The organism is Arthrobacter humicola (assembly GCF_039531445.1).
GTDB lineage: Bacteria > Actinomycetota > Actinomycetes > Actinomycetales > Micrococcaceae > Arthrobacter > Arthrobacter humicola.
Map to the genome: position 1 here is coordinate 229,300 of NZ_BAAAQB010000038.1, position 19,017 is coordinate 248,316.

Here is a 19,017-nt window from a genome sequence, read left to right on the forward strand (position 1 = left end):
GCCCGTAGCGTTCGTGCAGAGTGGGCAACGCCCCGGCGTCGAGGAACTCATCAGGCAGCGCCACCGGCACCACCCGCTTGCCGAGTCCCGCCGTGACCACGGCCGAGGCGACGGTCTCGAAAAGGCCGCCCACCACGCTGTGGTTCTCCAGCGTCACCGCGAGGCGGTCGGTGTTCAGCTCGGCCAGGACTGTTGCAGAGTCGAACGGCTTGATGGTGGGGGCATGGACGACGGCGACATCCACGTTGTGCGCGGCCAGCGCCTCGGCCGCCTGAAGCGCCCGCATGGTCATGAGTCCGCTGGAGATGAAGACGACGTCATTGCCACCGCGCAGGACTTTCGCCTTGCCGAGTTCGAACGTGTAGTCGTACTCGTCCAGCACCGTGGGGACATTGCCGCGCAGCAGGCGCAGGTACGTGGGGCCCTCGCTGGCCGCCAGCTGGGGGACGGCCTGCTCGATGTCGAGGGAGTCGCACGGATCCACGATCGTCAGGTTGGGCATGCCGCGGAAGATCGCCATGTCCTCAGTGGCCTGGTGGCTGGGGCCGTAGCCGGTGGTCAGTCCGGGGAGTCCTCCCACGATGTTGACGTTGAGGTTCGGCTCGGCGGCGTCCAGGCACAGGAAATCGTAGGCGCGCCGGGCGGCGAACACCGAGTATGTGGATGCAAACGGGACCAGGCCCGTCTCCGCCAGCCCGGCCGCCGCGCCGAAGAGCAGCTGCTCGGCCATGCCCATCTGGAAGAACCGTTCCGGGAAAGCCTGGGCGAAGATATGCATGTCCGTGTACTTGCCCAGGTCCGCGGTCAGGCCCACGATCTTGTCGTTCTCCTGTGCGGCTTTGACCAGGGCGTGCCCGAACGGTGCGGGCGCTGTCTTCTGGCCCGGGTCCGCGAAGGACGCGATCATGGCCGACGTCTTCAGCTTCGGTGTTGCGGCGGTGCTCATCGTGCGGCCTTTCCTTCGAATCCTGCGGTCAGCTGCTCGCGGCAGAGCTGCCATTCGTGCTCTTCAATGCGCATGAAGTGCGCCTTTTCGCGGTCCTCGAGCAGCGGGACGCCGCGTCCCACTTTGGTGTCGCACAGGATCACCGAGGGACGTCCGGTGGCGGCCGCCTGGGCAGCGGCGTTGTCGAACGCGGCCAGCAGCGCGCCGACGTCGTTCCCGTCCACGCGCTGGGTGTACCAGCCGAACGCCTCCCACTTTTCGGTGACGGGCTCGGTGCGCAGCACGGTGTCGGTCTTCCCGTCGGCCTGCAGGGCGTTGATGTCCACCATGGCGGTGAGGTTGCCGAGCTGGTGGTGGTGCGCGCCCATAGCGGCCTCCCACGTGGAGCCCTCGTCGAGTTCGCCGTCGGAGAGGAAGTTGTAGACCCGCGCGTCCGACCCCTGGTAACGCAGGCCAAGGGCGGCGCCGACGGCGATCGAGAGGCCGTGGCCGAGGGAGCCGCCAGAGATCTCCATGCCTGGGGTGTAGGTGGACATCCCGGACATCGGCAGCCGGGAATTGTCCGAGCCGTAGGTCTCCAGTTCCGTGACGGGGATGGTCCCGGCCTCGGCGAGGGCCGCGTAGTGGCCGATCGCGTAGTGGCCCGTGGAGAGCAGGAACCTGTCCCGCCCGTCCCATTCGGGATCGTCGGCGCGGAACCGGAGCTGGTCCGCATAGACAACCGCCAGCATGTCGGCCGCGCCGAGGGCCTGGCCCACGTAGCCCTGGCCCTGGACCTCGCCCATGTTCAGGGCGTGGTGCCGGATCCGGAACGCGGCCCCCTCGACCCGTTCAAGGCGTGCTGCCTCGACGTCGGAGGGTTTGCCCCGGGCTGCTTTTTCCTGTGTGAGAACCACAATTCTGCCTTTCAAAATTGACGTGATGAGCTACTGCGGGAGGCCGTCGACGGCGTCCGGTGGGGTGCGTCCCTACGCGGTCACGTGGGTGGGGGTGCTTTTGGTGGCCTCGTCCGCGAGCTGGCGTTCGCGCTTGCCCCAGGTTTCCCGGGTGGCGAGGGCGGCCCAGAGGCCGATGGCGGCGTAGGTGCCGAAGAGCAGTGCCGGGCCCATCCAGCCGAAGCTGACGAACAGCAGGGTGGTGATGAAAGGGGTGAAGCCGGAGACCATGGCCGAGATCTGGTAGGCCAGCGAGGCGCCGGAGGCGCGGGTCTTGGCCTGGAAGAGCTCCGGGAACCAGGCGCCCTGGGCGCCGGCGAGCGAGTTCTGGCACACGGCGTAGGAGATCACGAGGGTGGCGATGATGAAGATGAACAGGCCGGTGTTGACCAAAAGGAACATCGGCACGGCGAAGGCCACCGCGAAGGCGCAGGACCAGATGTAGAGCGGGCGCCGGCCGATCCTGTCGGTCAGTCGTGCCCAGGCCTGCGTGGCGAAGATGCCGATCGCGGAGGCGATGCACAGTGCGACGAGTGTCTGGGTCTTGTCGGCCAGGTGCTGGCTGTTCAGGTAGGAAATCATGTAGGTGATGGACACGGCGTAGCCTGCGGTCTCGGCGATGCGGAGGCCGATGCCCTTGACGATGTTGCGCCAGTCGGTCTTGAGGACCTCCGTGATGGGCGACTTCACGATGTTGCCGCTGTCCTTGACCTCGTCGAAGACCGGGGACTCGGGGACCTTGGAGCGGATGATCAGGCCGACGACGACCAGCACGATGCTGGCGAGGAACGGAATGCGCCAGGCGAGTTCGCCGCCGAGCTGGACGCTGAAGAGGAACACCAGGTTGGCCAGCAGCAGCCCGACCGGGAAGCCGGCCTGGACCATGCCGGTGTACTTGCCCTTGGATTTCCACGGCGCGTGTTCGTAGCTCATGAGGATGGCGCCGCCCCACTCCGCGCCGAAGGCCAGGCCCTGGACGATGCGGACGAACACCAGCAAAGCAGGAGCTATCAGGCCGACCTGGCTGTACGTGGGAAGCAGGCCGATGACGAAGGTGGCGACGCCCATGAGGATCAGGGACGCCACCAGGACCGGTTTGCGGCCGAGCTTGTCACCGAGGTGGCCGCCGATGATGCCGCCAACGGGACGGGCCGCGAAGCCGACACCCAGGGTGGCGAAGGCGGCCAGGGTCCCGGTCACCGGGTCGCCCGTGGGGAAGAAAGCCGTACCGAAGTACAGGGCCGCTGCCGTGCCGAAGCCGATGAAGTCATAGGTCTCGATAACTGCGCCGACGCTGGAGCCGACCGCGACGCGCCGGGCGTCCTTCGTGCCATGCACAGGGCCTCGCATGGTGAGAGCTTCGTTGCTCATGTCAATCCCTTTCGAAGAGAGCTGTCGACGCTTCAGCGCCAACACTGTCGACTGTTAACAGATGATACGCCAGTGTGACCCGCGACATAAGTAATGTCAACAGTCAACTTCAAAGGTTGACTGTTGACAGTCGACTTTGTAGTGTGGTCCGTATCACCACCGCCCTCGGGGCATGACCAGAGGATCAACGACGATGTTCAATTCCCGACTCGGCTGCTCGTCCATCAGCTTCCGCCATCAGGACTTGCCCACGGCCCTGCGCACCATCAGCGGCCTGGGTTGCGAGGAAATCGATCTCGGCGCCCTTCCCGGAGTGTGCGACCACGTTCCCTACGACCTTGACGCCGCTGCCGTCGCCGCCGTGACGGCCGACGTCGTTGCCTCCGGGCTGCGGGTCCGTTCGGTCAACGGAGACATTGGGGACCTCAACGCCGTGCTCGACGCCGACGCACAGTCCGCCCGGAACCGGCACCTTGACGCCCTCCTCACCCTGGCGGCCGGAATTGGTGCCAAGGCCCTTGTCCTTCCCTGCGGCGCCCTCGGCCACGAGCCGGTCCGCAGCATCGACGAGGATCTGGACACCATTGCCGCTCAGCTCCTCGGGGCCAGGCGACGCGCGGACGAGTTCGGCGTCGAGCTCTGGACCGAGTCGCTGCACTTCCTGCGCTTCTGCTGGAACCTGGAACGCGCGGAACTGCTGGCAGAGCGGCTGGCCGGATCCGGCGTCGGGATCGTCATGGACTTCAGCCACATCGTGGCCGCCGGCGAGGACCCGCTGGACTACCTTGAGCGGCACCGAGGCCGGATCGCCCACGTCCATCTGCGCGATGCCGTGCCGGGGAACATCAACCTCAGCATCGGCAACGGCGACGCCGATTTCGCCGCCGGCCTGAGCGCACTCGCGGCCCACGGTTACGCCGGCCACTTCTCCCTGGAGCTGGAGACCCGCGACGTCACGCACGACGAACGCCCGGCAGCAGCCGCCAAGGCCGCCAGCTTCATCACAGACCTCATCTGACCCATGGACTGCTCCGAAACGGCCGTTTTGGACCGCCAAAACGGCGCTGTTGGAGCAATCGATTCCATCAAAGAGACACCACACCAACTCCAAGGAGCATCATGAGCACCACCGTCCAGCGCACCGCCGTCCTCACCGGGGCAACCTCGGACCGGGGCATCGGCATCACCACCGCACGCCGCTACGCCAGCCAGGGCTGGGGCGTGGTGATCCTGGACCTCGACGGCGAGAAGTCCGCCAAGGTCGCCGCGGAGATCGGCAACGAATTCAACGTTCCCGCTTTCGGCCACGAGATCGACGTCGCCAACGAGGACTCCGTGAACGCCGCCTACCAGGCCGTGGCCGCCGAGGTCAGCGCCGGCAACCTGCCCGCCGTCGGCGCCCTGGCCAACATCGCCGGCATCACCTCGCCGGTGCCGTTCCTGGAAACCACCCTCGAGCTCTGGAACAAGGTCATGGCCGTCAACGCCACGGGCACCTACCTGGTCACAAAGGCGTTCCTGCCGGACATGATCGCCAGCGGCTGGGGCAGGATCGTGAACATGTCCTCGGTGTCCGCGCAGCGCGGCGGCGGCGTCTTCGGCAAGGTCCCCTACTCCGCAGCCAAGGCCGCGATCCTGGGTTTCACCAAGGCCCTGGCCCGTGAGCTCGGAAGCACCGGCGTGACCGTCAACGCCATCACCCCCGGCGCTGTGGACACCAACATCCGCGTGGGCAGCACCGAGGAGCAGGAAGCGGCCATTAACGCCGGTATCCCGCTCGGACGCAACGCCAGCACCGAGGAAATCGCTGCCGTCATCACCTTCCTGTCCTCCGAGGAGTCCGCCTACCTCACCGGAACCACCATCGACATTAACGGCGGAAGCCACATCCACTAGCAGCCTCAACGTCTATTGGACAGAGCGGCAGACGACCGAGTTCAGCTTAGAGAGCCCATCATGACAAGAATCTTTAACGACCCGTCCGATTTCGCCGAGGAAGCCCTTGCCGGCTTCTGCGACGTCCATGCCAACCTGGTCCGCCAGGTGCCCGGCGGCGCCGTCCGCCGGCACCGGCCCCGCCAGCCGAAGGTGGCCGTACTGGCCGGCGGCGGCTCGGGCCACTACCCGGCCTTCGCCGGGCTCATCGGCACCGGCATGGCCGACGGCGCCGTCGTCGGAAACATCTTCACCTCGCCGTCCGCGCAGCAGGCGTATTCCGTTGCCAAAGCCGCGGACAGCGGCGCCGGCGTGGTGTTCACCTACGGCAACTACGCCGGCGACGTCATGAACTTCGGCCTGGCCAGCGAACGGCTGGCCGCCGAAGGGATCCAGGTGGACAACGTGCTCGTGATGGACGACATCGCCAGCGCACCGCCGTCGGAATCCGGCAAGCGCCGCGGCATCGCCGGCGACTTCACCGTCTTCAAGATCATGGGAGCCGCCGCCGAGGCCGGCGAGACCCTGCCCGAGGTTGTCCGCCTGGGCCGCAAGGCCAACGACCTGACGCGCAGCATCGGCAGCGCCTTCAGCGGCTGCACCTTTCCGGGCGCCGACGCTCCGCTGTTCACGCTGGAGGACAAAATGATGGGGCTCGGCCTGGGCATCCACGGCGAGCCCGGACTGTTCGACACCGAACTGCCGCCGGCACGGGAGCTGGGCGAGGAACTGGTGGCGCGCGTGCTTGCAGAGACGCCGCACGGTGCCGGCCCGCGGATTGCCGTGCTCCTGAACGGGCTCGGCTCCACGAAACAGGAAGAGCTCTTCGTGCTGTGGCTGACCGTCGCCCCGCTGCTTCGCGCCGCAGGCTACACACTGGTGATGCCGGAGGTCGGCGAGCTCGTCACGAGCCTGGACATGTCCGGCGTCTCACTGACCGTCACGTGGCTCGATGACGAACTCGAACCGCTCTGGACCGCTCCCGCCGAGACCCCTGCGTACCGGCGGGGCAACGCAGCCCTCCCCGGCGGCGTGGCGGAGGAGCCGACGCCTGCCGAGGACACCACGGCACCGGAGACCTTCACCGCGGCGGACGCTTCACGTGATTACGCGCTGCGCTGCATCGCCGCCCTAACGGCGGCCCGGGACGCACTCCACGACGCCGAGAAATCCCTCGGCGACCTCGACGCCATCGCCGGCGACGGCGACCACGGGCGGGGGATGGTCCGCGGCATTGACGCTGCCTGTGCCGCCGCCTCGGGCGCTGCGTCCCGCGGCGCCGGAGCCGGCGCCGTCCTGGCCGCCGCCGGTGATGCCTGGGCCGACAACGCCGGCGGCACCTCCGGAGTGCTGTGGGGCGCCGGCCTGCGGGCCTTCGGTGAGTCCCTCGGCAACCACCACGCGCCCGAGGCGTCTGAGCTCGCGGCGTCCGTGGCGGCTTTTGCCGCCCGGATCGCGGAGCTCGGCAAGGCCGATGTTGGGGACAAGACCATGGTGGACGCGCTTGTCCCGTTCACCGAGACCTTCAGCCGGCTGGCCGGCGAAGGCGCCGGCGCGGATGCCGGCTGGGCAGCAGCGGCACGCGAGGCCACCGCCGCGGCGCAGGCCACCGCGGCCCTGCGCCCGCTCAAGGGGCGCGCCCGCCCCCTGGCCGAAAAGAGCGTGGGGACACCGGACCCGGGGGCCACGTCCCTGGCCATGGTGTTCGGCGTGTTCGGTCCACACCTCGCCGGTGTGCGGCAAGCGGCCGGAGCACGCTCATGAGCCCGGCAGGCATCCGGCTCATTGTCGGCGCGGACGAAGCCGGCGTGGACTACAAGGACCAGATCCTGGCGGACCTCCGGACCGATCCACGGGTCGCGGAAGTCATCGACATCGGGGTAAACCGCGACGACGCCCCGGAGCAGTTCACCAAGCCGTATCCGTACGTGGGCATCGCCGCGGGGGAACTGATCCGGGACGGGCAGGCAGACCGGGCCATCCTGTTCTGCGGCACCGGAATCGGCGTCGCCATTGCCGCCAACAAGGTGGACGGCATCCGGGCCGCGACCGCCCATGACTCCTTCAGTGTGGAGCGCTCCGTGCTCTCCAACGACTGCCAGGTCCTCACCATGGGCCAGCGTGTTGTCGGGCTGGAGCTGGCACGGCGGCTCGCGCGGGAATGGATCGGCTACACCTTCGATCCCTCGTCCGCCTCCGCGGAGAAGGTCAAGGTGCTCACCGACTTCGAGGGATGCTGAGGGTCCTCCAAGGAAAGGCGCCTATCATGGGCCAGTGCCACCCCTTGATGTAGTCCTCACCGCCTGGCAGATCGACTGGGCTGCCGCTGCCCTCATCAGCGCTTCGGCGGTGCTCTACGCCCTCGGCCTGAAGGCCGCAGCGGCGCGCGGGCACCGCCAGCCCGTATGGCGGACACTGGCGTTCTATCTCCTGGGCCTGGGGTTCCTGACAGTGCTGACGTGCGGGTTCCCGGGCGTCTACAGCGCCCAGCTCCGGTGGGCCTTCACGCTCAAGATTTCGCTGATGCTCTTCGTGGTGCCGCTGCTGGTCGGCCTGGGAAAACCCATCGCCCTGGCGCGCGCCGCCCTGCCGCCGGGGGGCGTGAACCGGCTGAATAATGTACTCGCGCACCGCGCCGTGCGGTTTGTGAGCAACTCCATGGCCGCCCCGCTCCTTGGCCTTGCCCTGTTCTCCACTTTCCTTACGCCGGCGTTCTACACCCTCCGTACTGCGCCGTTGGCCGAGTCGCTGCTGACCGTCGGGGTTCCGCTGCTGGGCATGCTGATGGCCCTGCCGATCATCGAGGAAGCGGATTTCCGCCGGTCCAGCGCGTTCTTCATCCTGGAATTCGTGTTTGTCTTCATTGAGCTGCTGGTCGACGCCGTTCCGGGGATCCTGCTGCGCCTCAGCGGCCAGGTACTGGATCACGTCACGACGCGGCAGTCTTCACTGGGCTGGTTTCCGGACGCCCTGCGCGACCAGCAGCTGGCGGGCGACGTTCTATGGTTCATCTGCGAGATTGTCGATTTGCCGCTCATCATCCTGATGTTCATCCGCTTCTCGCGCAGCGACAAACGCGAGGCCCGCGGCTTCGATGACCTCACGGACGCGCAACTCGACGAACTGAACGCCGAGCACCTGGGACGCGGCCGATAGGTCCCGGCCCCGGGGGCACCGCACGCGGTCTACTGCCCGACGGTGACCTTGATCCGCTGGACCACGTTGTTTCCCATCCCCTGGTAGTTCCACACCGGCTCCAGCGGCTGTACCGCGCCGCTGGCATCGGTGGCGCGGCAGCTGACCTCGTGTTCGCCCGGGTCGGCCACCCACGGCATTGACCAGGCGCACCACGCGAACGGCGCGGGCGGGTGCTCCAGATGGGCCGGAGCCCACTTGCCGTCGATCCCGACGTCGACGCGCTGCACGGCGCCCTGCCCGGACCAGGCCCGGCCGGTCAGCAATACCGGTCCCGGGGGCAGGATCCGGCTGCGGCTGAAAAAGTCCGGAACGCCCGGCGGAACCATCAGCGAACGCACCTTCATCCACGTCACGGGAGTGCCGGCGTCGTCCGCGTCCTCCTGGTAGCGGTACGCCACGGCCTGCTGGAAACCGTCGTAGGGTCTGGTGAGGACCTTGATCGAGGACAACCACTTCACGCTCGCCATGCCGTACCAGCCCGGGACCACCAGCCGGAGCGGATAACCGTGCTGCGGCGGCAGCTCTGCGCCGTTCATCCGGTAGGCGAGCACGACGTCGGGCCGCAGGGCCTCCTCGATCGGGAGGCTCCGGGCGAACTGCTGGCGGACGCCGCCCTGGACCCCGGTGTCCACTCCGCTGAAGAGCACCTCCACGGCGTCGTCCTCCACGCCGGCCTGGGTCAGCAGATAGGCGAGCGGGACGCCGGTCCACACAGCGGTGCCCACTGCTTCCAGGACCCACGGCTGGCTCAGCGGGCGGGGCCGCAGGAGGGACCGGCCGTTGCCGGCGCATTCGAGCGTGACCGGGATGGTGATGCTGGGAGCCCGAAGCAAAGCCCGGAAACTCAGCTCCAGGGACCGCTGCACGGCGCCGCCGATCTGCAGGTGCCAGTGGTCGGTATCGATGAACGGGATGTCGAAGTGGGTGAGCACATAGTGCAGCCCCGGCGGCGTGGTGTCCTTCCGCAGGGCTTCGAGCGGCATTGAATGGTTCCGCACGGCGAGCTGGAGTTCCTCCGCTGTCAGCGGGCCGTGGGTGGGTTCGCCGGAATGCGGCCGGGGTTTCCCGGCCTGCCGGCGCGGACTCTTCAGGACAGTGGAGTGTCGGGACATTTGCTTTGGCATGGCGCGCTGCGATTCTTATGAAGGCCCAGCCCGTTTTTGGCCGGTGTCACCTGAATTCAGGTCTACGCCGCGCCCCGGACGCCGTCAATACTGGGTTCTGTAAGTCCAGTGCGGCGGCCTACAACGTGTGGGCCTCCGCAAGGAACTGTTCGAGGCTCAGCGGCTCGCGGCCCGTCAGCTCGTGCACGGCGGAGGTGGGGCCCGCCAGTTCGCCGGCCGCGATGGCCGTGTAAGTGCTCACCCAGGCGTCAACCTGCCACGGCGGTGCACCGTAGGAGGCGCGGGAGGCATAGGCCTCCTCCAGGGTTTCGTTGTGGAAGGTGATGGTCCGGCCGGTTCCGGCGGTCAGGAGTTCCGCGCCGCGGGCCAGCGAGATGTCCTCCGGGCCCGTCAGATCGTAGGTCCGTCCCACGTGCAGGACCGGGTCCCGCAACACGGCGACGGCCGAGCGGGCAATGTCCGCCCGCGCGACGGCGGCCATCACGCCGTCGCCCGCGGGGCCGCGGATGACGCCGTCGTCCCCGGCCAGCAACGGCAGGAAGTCCAGGTAGAAGTTGTCGCGCAGGAACGTGTAGTCCATGCCGGAGGCCTTGATCCGCTCCTCCGTCGCGAAGTGGTCCCGGCCCAGGGTGAACGTGGCGTCCGGCGCCGCCCCGAAGAATGAGGTGTACACAATGTGCCGGACGCCCGCTGCGGCCGCAGCATCGACGAAGGCGTAGTGCTGTTCCAGCCGGTCCTCGGCCTCGGCGGCGGAGACCATGAACAGCGTCGTCGCGCCTGCCAGGGCCGCCTTCGCCTGTTCCCGGTCGGCGTACGTGGTCACAAACGGGACGGCGCCGTCGAGCTCGGGCGCCCGCGCGGCGTCCCGCACCAGCAGCCGCTGCTGACTGCCGGCCCGGGCCAGCAGCCGGGCCACCAGGCCGCCCAGGTGGCCGGTGGAACCGGTGACGGCGAGCTCGGGGGCGTTGGTCATGGCCCTAGGCTTCGCGGGAGGCCGGCGACTTGGTCTGCGCGGGGTCGCGTTCGGCCAGGGCTCCGATGACGCCATCGATCTTGTCCATGATCGCCGGGTCCAGCGTCACGCCCGCGGCCGCCACATTCTTCTCGATCTGCTCCGGCCGGGACGCGCCCATGATGGCCGAGGCGACGTTCTTGTTCTGCAGCACCCAGGCAATGCTGAGTTGGGCCATGGTCAGCCCGGCCTCATCTGCGATCGGCTTGAGCTGCTGGACGCCGGTGAGGACCTCGTTGGACAGCCAGCGCTCGATCATCCGCGAGCCGCCCTTCGTGTCCGTGGCGCGGCTGCCTTCGGGAGCCGGCTTGCCGGGGTGGTACTTGCCGCTCAGCACGCCCTGCGCCATGGGGGACCAGACGATCTGGGACAGGCCCAGCTCTTCCGACGTCGGAATCACCTCGGCCTCGATCACCCGCCACAGCATGGAGTACTGCGGCTGGTTGGAGATCAGCTGGAAGCCCAGTTCCTGGGCAAGGGCATGGCCGTCACGGATCTGGTTGGCAGTCCACTCGCTGACCCCGATATACAGGGCCTTGCCCTGCCGCACGATGTCGGCGAAGGCCTGCATGGTCTCTTCCAGCGGCGTTTCGTAGTCGTAGCGGTGGGCCTGGTAAAGGTCCACGTAGTCGGTCTGCAGTCGCCGGAGGGAGCCGTTGATGGCTTCCATGATGTGCTTGCGGGACAGGCCGAGATCGTTGTGGCCTTTGGGGCCGGTGGGGCCGAACACCTTGGTGAAGACTTCCAGTGACTCCCGGCGTTCATCCTTGAGGGCTTCGCCGAGGACCGTCTCCGCCGCGGTGTTGGCGTAGACGTCGGCCGTGTCGAAGGTGCTGATACCGGCGTCGAGCGCGGCGCGGACACACTGGGTGGCGACGTCGTTCTCCACCTGGGAGCCATGCGTCAGCCAGTTGCCGAACGTGATTTCTGAAATCTTGAAGCCGCTGTTCCCGAGGTATCTGAATTCCATGGGTTCCAACGTAGCGGACTTGCCCGCCCGGGGTAAGGGCTCAGCCGGCTTTGCGCTCCGGGGCCTGCTGTTTGGCCTTCCCGACCGGAAGGCTGCCGTGCAGCGATACGAGCGAGCCGGTGTCCAGCATGGACTTCGCGGCGGGCATAGGCGGCTTCTTGAAAGCCCGGGGGACGGCGCCGAGCGTCCCGTTGGTGTCCATGGCCGACTCGACGAGGGCTGAGACTTCCGTGATGTCCCGCGCCGGCGCCTTGGGGTTGGGCAGGTCCCGGACGGAGACCCGGACGTCGGGGCCGGCCTCGGCCTTGGCCCTCGCGGCGGCGCGGGCATCGGCCCGGGCCACGGCGGCGGCCCATTCCGGGGACAGCGCAGCTTCCTTCTTGGCGGGGTTTCTGGTTGCGTTCCTGGCAGACTTCCCGCCGGTCATGGAAGAACGGGCCGGCTTGGCTGCCGTGGCAGGGCGCCCGGGTTTCGTAGCTGTCGAGGGATTGTCGCGTGTTTCAGGGCGCCTGCCGAGCCCGGCGACGGCCATCACAACAACAGCTACCAGCCGGCCGATCCCGGCAATGACGAGAGTTGCGGCAAACACCAGGAAGAGACCAAGGAACATGACGAACGCCACCCCGAGGGTCCCGAAAAAGGTCAGGTGCAGCGCAATGGTCGTTGGATCTTCCATGTCACCTCTCCTTGCCGTCCTGCTGCAGCGCAGTCCCTGCCGCAACCATGTGGCGGGCAGGAGCCGCTCTTAACAATACGTACTTTTCGCCCGGCCACGTGTCGCCGCCGCTGCCCCCGGCGAAGATGTGTCGAAGCCGTTACCCGCGAGCGGGGATCGGCGCCGCGGGGCAGGCGTCTATAGTCAAAGTCAGCCCCGCCGGCGTCGTCCGGCCCGCCGGAAGGACACCTTGTGACGCACGCCGCAGCAGCAGATTCAAACCCCGACGGCGCGTCGCCGGCGAACCCTGGTGGGAGCCGGGCGGCCGTGCCGTACGAGGGGAACTGCCCGTGCCTGTCCGGTGAGCAATACGCCGACTGCTGCGGCCGGTTCCACCGCGGGGACGCCGAGGCGCCGACGGCCGAGCAGCTCATGCGGTCCCGGTACAGCGCCTTCGTCGTCCGGGACGAGGAGTACCTCCTGCGCACTTGGCATCCGACCACCCGGCCCGCTGCGCTGGGGCTGGATGCCGACATGCAGTGGCGCCGCCTGGACATCCTTTCCACCAGCCGCGGCGGTCCGCTGGACACCGAAGGTACGGTGGAATTCGCGGCGCACTACCGGCACGACGGCGAACGCGGCGTGCAGCGCGAAACGAGCCGCTTTGTGCGGGAGGGCAGGCGCTGGTACTACCTTGACGGCGTCGTGTCCGGCTGACGTGAGTTTCCGGCGGGGTGTTCTTCGGCCGTAATTGCCGGCGCGAAACCGGCCCGGTCCACCTTGCGGTGGAAACGCATGCCCGCGAGGCCGCCGAGCACTGCGCCCACCAGGGCAACCACCGCAACGACGACCGCCGCGATGATGCTCATGGTGTTCAGCTCGCCCTCGTTGACCGGAATGCGCGGGAAGCTGTTCAGGTTTGCCAGGATGTTGAAGCGCTGCCCGGCGACCATGCCCAGCACAGCGACCACGATCGCGGCGATCAGGGCCCAGACCCAGACCATGAAGCCCTGCCTGGCGCCGTTGAAGCGCGCCATCCGGCCGGCCACGTACCCGCCGCAGTAGTAGGCGACCAGAAGGATCACCAGCAGAACGATGATGCCGGCCAAGCCGATTGTCTGGTTGCCCGCGGCCTGGTTGACGGCGTCGTTGACGTCGGTGTTGGTGGCCAGTCCGACGGCGGTGCCGCCGGCGGCGACCAGTGCGGTGAGCAGTACGGCAGTGCCCGTGGCGGCGAGCCAACCGAAGAACGCTGAGCCGACCTTGATGCCGCCGAACTGCTCCTTCTCGCGGGCCACGACGGTTTCGCGGGTCGGCGCCTCGGCCACGGCGGTATCACGGAGTGGTTCGTGGACGGGGTGGACCGGTTCACGGACGGGTTCGTCGTGCCGCCGGACGGCCGTCACCGGTGTGGCGGGGACCGGGCGGGTGGCATCGGCCCGGTTCGCCCGCGGCGGTGCTTCTTCGCCCCGTTCTTCGCGCGCGACGTCCTGCATGGCGTCATGGATGCGGGGTTCTCGCGGCGCAGCCGTGCCGTCCTCCGGCACGGCGTGGCGGGGCGTGTTGTCGTCAGGGCCTGCGGTGCTGCTCATGAGGACTGCTCACTTTCGCTGGTTGACCCGGGCACGGTAAGGGTGCCGGTCTCGGGTCCACCTAACCACGGCCGAATCCGGTTAGCAAGGATGCTTACTATCCGTTGTTGGTACGTCGGGGGTGGCCCAGCGATCTGTCAGCGGTACTTGCGGTGCAGGTCTTCCTTAACCGAGGCGCGTGGGCTGGCGTCCGCGATCCACGGCCCGGTCCCTTCGGACTGGTCAAGGACGCCGGCCTCCAGCCAGGTGTAGTCGCCGCCCAGTGTCTTGCGGGCCAGGGCATGATCGGCGTCGTCGGTATTCCGCCACAACCGGTCGAAGTATTCGTCCACACGCACACGGGCCTGTTCGCAGTATGCCTCGGCGAGTTCGTACGCGGAGGCACCGCGTTCCGGCTGCGTCTGCAGGAGCATCTCGGCGCGGGAACAGCATGCCGCCATGGCAAACAGCTCCGCACCGATGTCCACGATCCGGCCCAGGAATGCCTGCTTGTGCTCGAGCTTGGCCTGCCAGCGGCCCATCCCGTAGAAGGTCTGCCGTGCCAGCCGCCGGGAGGAGCGCTCCACGTACCGCAGCTGTTTGGCGAGCCGGCCGAAGTCGCTGTAGGACCTCGGGTCCATGCCGGCGCCGGCCACGAGCTTGGGCAGCCACTTCGCGTAGAAGCCGGAGGCGCCGACGGCGGCCTTCGCCTTGTCCGACAGGGGGGCGTCTGCCGAGGCGAGGTCTCCCGCGGCGGCCAGGTGCGCGTCCACGGCTTCGCGGGCGATCAGCAGCTTCATGATTTCCGAGGACCCCTCGAAGATCCGGTTGATCCTCAAGTCGCGGAGCTGTTGTTCAGCCGCAACGGCGCGCTCGCCGCGGGCCTCGAGGGAATCGGCCGTTTCAAAGCCGCGGCCGCCGCGGATCTGCACGAGTTCGTCGGCGATCAGGCAGCTGATCTCCGTGGACCACAGCTTGGCCAGCGCCGCCTCGATCCGGACGTCCTTCTGCCCGGCGTCGGCCATTTCCGCGCAGAGTTCGAACACGGCGTCCAAGGCGAAAGTGCTGGCCGCGATGAAGGCGATCTTCTTGCCCACAGCCTCATGCTGGCCGATCGGGCGCCCCCACTGGGTGCGGGCGTTGGACCATTCCCGGGCGATCTTCAGGCTCCACCGGCCCGAGGCGACGCACAGTGCGGGGATCGAGAGCCGGCCCGTGTTGAGGGTGGTGAGGGCGATCTTCAGGCCCTGGCCTTCGCGGCCCAGCCGGTTGGCCGCGGGGACCCTGACCTGGTGGAAACGTGTGACGCCGTTTTCGATCCCGCGGAGACCCATGAAGGCGTTGCGGTGCTCCACGGTGATGCCGGGGGTGTCCATTTCCACCACGAATGCGCTGATGCCGCCCTTGTGGCGGGTTCCGTCCGCGTCGGTGTGTGGCGGCACGAGTGCCATGACCACGACGAGTTCGGCGATGACGCCGTTGGTGGTCCACAGCTTGACGCCGTCCAGGACGTACGATGCGCCGTCGTCGGACGGGACGGCGGTGCTGCCCATCCGGGCGGGGTCGCTGCCGACGTCGGGCTCGGTCAGCAGGAACGCGGTGATGGCGCCGGCGGCGCAGCGGGGCAGGTACTCCTTCTTCTGGGCCGGAGTGCCGAAGACCTTGACCGGCTCCGGGACGCCAATGGACTGGTGCGCGGACAGCAGGGCGCCGAGGCTTGGGTGCACCGAGCCCAGCAGTGCCAGAGCGCGGCCGTAGTACACGAGGGTGAGGCCGAGCCCGCCGTATTCGCGGGGGATCTTCATTCCGAAGGCGCCGAGCTCGGCGAGCCCCCGGAGGTATTCGTCCGGAATCCGGGCGTCCCGTTCGATGGTGCGTCCGGACATTGTGCGGCAGTAGTCGGTCAGGCGCGCCATGAACGCCTCGCCGCGTTCGACGTCGTCCGCCGGGGCCTCAGGCCACGGGTGGATCAGGCTCAGGTCGAAGCTGCCCAGGTAAAGGCCCTTCGCGAAACTGGGCTGGCTCCAGGTGGTCTCGCGGGCGGCCTCGGCAATGGCCCGCGCGTCGGCGGCAGTTGCGGCGGGGCCGATGTGCTCCGGCGGCACGGGAGAGTCTTGCGCAGGAGAGTCCGGCGTCGGAGTGCCCTGCGCGGGATTTTGGGGAGCGGTGGCGGGGTCTTCAATGGCGGAGCTCACTGGGCATCTCCTCTAACCGGGTGGCCGGCTTGAGCCCTGGATCCGCCTGGGGTGGAGGACCCTTCAGCTGTCCCGCAATACTACTCGCGGGTAAGTGCCTGTGCTAGGGGCGGCCTGCCCCGGATACTCGGCCCGGAAGTCCGTGCCGAAGTCGACCTGGAAATCGCCTGGCAAATCCACCGTGGAGGCGTGGTGGACCAGCCGGTCCCAGCCGTGGTTGATGGCGTGGACCATGCCCACCACCACGACGGCCACCAGGTACCAGGTGAGACGTCCCACGCCCAGCAGAAACATGGCCACAAAGGCGGACACCATCATGAAGAGGCCGATTAACAGGGCAAACACCAAGGTCCCGATGACCACCATCGTGCCCGTCTCCACTGCGCTTAGGTCGAACTGCATTCTTCCCCCTGCACCATCGCTTCGGTTTGAACCAGTAGCCCGAGACTAGGGGGCCGGAGACGTGCTCAACTAGGGTCCTTTGCACATTCCCCGCCTCTTGATACGGGATCGAAATGCTACCGATGCGTAGGTCACGGCGCGGTTGCGGCAGCCCCACCAGTCCCAGGCGTCTCGTCATTCCAGGTCGGGGGCCACGATTAATGCGGCCGAAGCCCTGCGTTAACCTTGTAGCTGGCAGTTTTTCGAATCCGCTGCCCCGCAACACCAACCCAAACCAGCCTCTGGCAGCCGAAGGAGAGTGCGTGTCCCGCTCCGCCGTGTCATCAGCCGACGCCATCAGTGCCCGGCTCCGGGATCTCGAACTGCTCACCAAGGGACCCGCCTGGGCCCTCACGCGCTCGGCGCCGTGGGTGATCGCCGTGCTTCAGGCATCCTTTACGCGCACCCGCGCCCAGCTGCCGCTCGAGGAGTTCCACGCCGACGTCGACGCCTTCCTTGAGCAGCTGCGCCGGCAGGCCCCCGGCACGGGAGAGCAGCAGAGCGGCCCGGCCAACGGCACGCCATCCGGCAAGAAGTACGCGGACGAGTGGACCCGCAAGAACTTCCTGACCCGCCGGAACCAGTCGGGTCAGATCGTTTACGAAGTCACCGAACCCGCCGCCCGCGTGCTTGCCTTTCTGGACAGCCTCTCCAGCGAACGGTCCACGCTGAACGGTTCCCGGCTCGGCACCCTGCTGGGCGACGTCGAGAAACTCGCCAACGAGACCAACCCGGACCAGAGCGCGCGGCTCGAATCCCTCGAAGAGGAGATCGACGAGCGCCGCCAGCTGATGGAGGACATCAGCTCCGGGGACTTCGACGGACTTCTCGACGACGACGAGGCCGTGGAAGCCGCCGGCAACATCTTGGACCTCGCCGCAAGCCTGCCCGCGGACTACAAGAAGATGCGTGACCGGATCGAAGAGCTCGTGGGGGACCTTCGCAACCAGATCATCGAGGAATCCCTCAGCAAGGGGGCCACCATGGCCCAGGTGCTCGAGGCCGACAAGCGGCTCCGGCAGAGTCCCGAAGGCCGGACCTTCCGCTCCTTCACCGCGTTCCTGGAGGACCCGCAACAGCAGCTGCGGTTCCGGTCCGCGATCGGCGAAGTCCTGAGCCGTCAGTTCGCGGACGAACTTAGCCACGACGAACGCGAGACCCTCAAGAACCTGGTGGCCGAACTCCGCAGCCAGCACAGCCAGATCCAGAGGATCTACGGCAAGCTCAGCGAGAGCCTCAACACGTACGTCCAGAGCGACGACTTCCGCCAGTCCGTCCGGCTCCGCAAGGTCCTGCGGGAGGCTGAGCAGGCCATCCGCTCGCTGCCCTACGAGCGCGAACGGCCCGGCCTGGTCCCCGGCCCGGTGCTGTACAGCGCCGGCTTCGAGTCCCTGGCCATGGTCAAGCTCTTCGACCCGGACGAGTTCGCGGCACCGCCCAAGCTGGCCGACCCCATCGCTTTCTCCGACTCGGACCGCGCTCGCTCGCCCCGAACCGCCAAAGCCAAACCGGAAGCCATCCGCGCGGCGCTCGCCGGAGCCTCAACCCTGGCCGAGGCCTGGGCGCAGCTCCCCGCCGGGGAACGCCACATCAACTCCATCCGGGCCCTGCTCTCGCAGACCCTCCACGACGGCGCCGGGTTCGACCGCGAGGCCTGGGGGCCCATCGAATTCGAACAAATAGACGGCACCACCCGCACGGCATTCCTGCCTGTCGTCACGCTCACGAAGGATTGAAGATGACCGAACTCTCCCAAGAAGCGCCTGACGCAGCGGACACGGTGGACACGGCCCCGGAGCCCGCCCCGGCCGCACCGGCTGCATCAGCCGACGAGCCCGCCCAGCACGTCCACGCCGCCCCCTTCACAGTCACCCCGCGGGACACCTTCGTCGACGGCGCCGCGCTCTTCCCGGGCGACACGGGCGTGCTTCCGATGAAGGTCCGGCAGGCGCTCGTGAAGCTCCTCAAGGGCCCGTACATCGACGGCGGCCGCGACGAAAAGCTCTGGACCACGCTTCTGGACAACCAGCTGATCCTGCGCAGTCGCCTCTCCGAGCTCTTCCTGACCCTGCAGCTGGACCACGAGCGCAAGGTCGCCGTCCTGCGCCCCGTGGACCCCGAGGCGATCGGCGGCAACACCCGGTCCAGCATCCTGCGGCAGCAGCGCGCCCTGAGCCGGGTCGAAACCATCGTCCTGCTCCGCCTGCGCCTGCTCCTGGACCGCCACGTCACTGCCCAGACCGACCCTACGATCACGCGCGAGGAAATCGCCGACCTCGTGGCCCACTACCAGCCCTCCGGCCAGCAGGACGCCCTCCGCGACTCCGACGTCGTCAACCGCGCCATCACCAAACTCCTGGCCCGCCAGCTCCTGCTCACCACCGGCCTGGACGAGGTCTACACCATCTCCAACGCCCTCCCCCTGGCCCTCCCGTTCGAGAACATCGGCGACATCCCGGCCCACATCGAAGCCCTGGTAGCAGCCAGCACCGACCAGTCCGGCACGGAACCCCTGATTGAACTCGACGGCGACGCGCCGGCAAGCGCGGAGGACGACACTGACGACGACGGCGATGCCGCCCCGGGAGTGGCATCGGGCCTGTCGGAGCCGGACGGCCTGCTGCTTGCAGCAGAGCCGTCCGGCGAAGGGGCGGGGGCGGCATC

The 19,017-nt window shown here is 68.0% G+C and carries 18 protein-coding genes; 8 read left to right on the forward strand and 10 right to left on the reverse strand.

What is annotated here, in order from left to right; all coding sequences use genetic code 11:
• From ABD243_RS15680 to ABD243_RS15690, 3 genes are all read right to left on the reverse strand, one after another.
• Nucleotides 1-946, reverse strand: a 946-nt coding sequence (locus ABD243_RS15680) for a transketolase family protein (RefSeq protein WP_344367353.1), incomplete at its 3' end; no start/stop codon positions are given.
• Nucleotides 943-1,842, reverse strand: a complete 900-nt coding sequence (locus tag ABD243_RS15685) for a transketolase (protein WP_344367354.1) — start codon at nucleotides 1,840-1,842, stop codon at nucleotides 943-945. The genes ABD243_RS15680 and ABD243_RS15685, both read right to left, overlap by 4 nt.
• A 72-nt stretch (nucleotides 1,843-1,914) precedes the next feature.
• A complete protein-coding gene (locus ABD243_RS15690; protein ID WP_344367355.1) occupies nucleotides 1,915-3,252 on the reverse strand; it encodes an MFS transporter in 1,338 nt (445 codons plus the stop codon).
• A gap of 193 nt (nucleotides 3,253-3,445) precedes the next feature.
• Here ABD243_RS15690 and ABD243_RS15695 point away from each other — a divergent pair, with 193 nt between their 5' ends.
• The 5 genes from ABD243_RS15695 to ABD243_RS15715 all read left to right on the forward strand — a co-directional run bounded on the left by ABD243_RS15695 (nucleotide 3,446) and on the right by ABD243_RS15715 (nucleotide 8,343).
• Nucleotides 3,446-4,270, forward strand: coding sequence for a sugar phosphate isomerase/epimerase family protein (locus ABD243_RS15695; RefSeq protein ID WP_344367356.1), 825 nt, complete (start codon nucleotides 3,446-3,448; stop codon nucleotides 4,268-4,270).
• Between the two features lie 101 nt (nucleotides 4,271-4,371).
• On the forward strand, nucleotides 4,372-5,148 hold the full coding sequence (locus ABD243_RS15700) for an SDR family NAD(P)-dependent oxidoreductase (protein WP_344367357.1): 777 nt from the start codon (nucleotides 4,372-4,374) through the stop codon (nucleotides 5,146-5,148).
• A gap of 60 nt (nucleotides 5,149-5,208) precedes the next feature.
• Nucleotides 5,209-6,951, forward strand: coding sequence for a dihydroxyacetone kinase family protein (locus tag ABD243_RS15705; RefSeq protein ID WP_344367358.1), 1,743 nt, complete (start codon nucleotides 5,209-5,211; stop codon nucleotides 6,949-6,951).
• On the forward strand, nucleotides 6,948-7,427 hold the full coding sequence (locus ABD243_RS15710) for a ribose-5-phosphate isomerase (protein ID WP_116766666.1): 480 nt from the start codon (nucleotides 6,948-6,950) through the stop codon (nucleotides 7,425-7,427). The genes ABD243_RS15705 and ABD243_RS15710 overlap by 4 nt, the downstream gene beginning before the upstream one ends.
• Nucleotides 7,428-7,461: 34 nt before the next feature.
• Nucleotides 7,462-8,343 carry a cytochrome c oxidase assembly protein gene (locus ABD243_RS15715; RefSeq protein ID WP_344367359.1) on the forward strand — a complete coding sequence of 294 codons (882 nt, stop codon included), beginning with the start codon at nucleotides 7,462-7,464 and terminating at the stop codon, nucleotides 8,341-8,343.
• Between the two features lie 29 nt (nucleotides 8,344-8,372).
• Here the strand turns inward: ABD243_RS15715 and ABD243_RS15720 are convergent, their stop codons facing one another.
• The 4 genes from ABD243_RS15720 to ABD243_RS15735 all read right to left on the reverse strand — a co-directional run bounded on the left by ABD243_RS15720 (nucleotide 8,373) and on the right by ABD243_RS15735 (nucleotide 12,167).
• Entirely contained in the window at nucleotides 8,373-9,509 is a 1,137-nt protein-coding gene (locus ABD243_RS15720; protein ID WP_425547221.1) for a sulfite oxidase, read from the reverse strand.
• 118 nt (nucleotides 9,510-9,627) lie between these two features.
• Nucleotides 9,628-10,482 carry an SDR family oxidoreductase gene (locus ABD243_RS15725; RefSeq protein WP_344367360.1) on the reverse strand — a complete coding sequence of 285 codons (855 nt, stop codon included), beginning with the start codon at nucleotides 10,480-10,482 and terminating at the stop codon, nucleotides 9,628-9,630.
• Nucleotides 10,483-10,486: 4 nt separating this feature from the next.
• On the reverse strand, nucleotides 10,487-11,491 hold the full coding sequence (locus ABD243_RS15730) for an aldo/keto reductase family protein (RefSeq protein ID WP_091255434.1): 1,005 nt from the start codon (nucleotides 11,489-11,491) through the stop codon (nucleotides 10,487-10,489).
• A gap of 40 nt (nucleotides 11,492-11,531) precedes the next feature.
• Complete coding sequence (locus ABD243_RS15735; RefSeq protein ID WP_344367361.1) at nucleotides 11,532-12,167, reverse strand: hypothetical protein; 636 nt, start codon at nucleotides 12,165-12,167, stop codon at nucleotides 11,532-11,534.
• Between the two features lie 306 nt (nucleotides 12,168-12,473).
• Between ABD243_RS15735 and ABD243_RS15740 the strand changes: the two genes are divergently transcribed.
• Nucleotides 12,474-12,863: a YchJ family protein gene (locus ABD243_RS15740; protein WP_116766660.1), complete on the forward strand. Its 390-nt coding sequence runs from the start codon at nucleotides 12,474-12,476 to the stop codon at nucleotides 12,861-12,863.
• Here the strand turns inward: ABD243_RS15740 and ABD243_RS15745 are convergent.
• The 3 genes from ABD243_RS15745 to ABD243_RS15755 all read right to left on the reverse strand — a co-directional run bounded on the left by ABD243_RS15745 (nucleotide 12,836) and on the right by ABD243_RS15755 (nucleotide 16,314).
• Complete coding sequence (locus tag ABD243_RS15745) at nucleotides 12,836-13,738, reverse strand: hypothetical protein (RefSeq protein WP_344367362.1); 903 nt, start codon at nucleotides 13,736-13,738, stop codon at nucleotides 12,836-12,838. The two genes, ABD243_RS15740 and ABD243_RS15745, sit on opposite strands and share 28 nt — an antisense overlap.
• Nucleotides 13,739-13,875: 137 nt before the next feature.
• The gene (locus ABD243_RS15750; RefSeq protein WP_344367403.1) at nucleotides 13,876-15,822 is read right to left on the reverse strand and encodes an acyl-CoA dehydrogenase family protein; all 1,947 of its coding nucleotides are present in this window, start codon (nucleotides 15,820-15,822) and stop codon (nucleotides 13,876-13,878) included.
• Between the two features lie 153 nt (nucleotides 15,823-15,975).
• Nucleotides 15,976-16,314, reverse strand: coding sequence for a hypothetical protein (locus tag ABD243_RS15755; protein WP_344367363.1), 339 nt, complete (start codon nucleotides 16,312-16,314; stop codon nucleotides 15,976-15,978).
• A gap of 302 nt (nucleotides 16,315-16,616) precedes the next feature.
• On the opposite strand from ABD243_RS15755, the gene ABD243_RS15760 reads away from it, so the two are divergent.
• Entirely contained in the window at nucleotides 16,617-18,089 is a 1,473-nt protein-coding gene (locus ABD243_RS15760) for a DUF3375 family protein (protein WP_116766657.1), read from the forward strand.
• A gap of 2 nt (nucleotides 18,090-18,091) precedes the next feature.
• The coding region (locus tag ABD243_RS15765) for a DUF4194 domain-containing protein (protein ID WP_344367364.1) at nucleotides 18,092-19,017 on the forward strand (926 nt) is incomplete at its 3' end.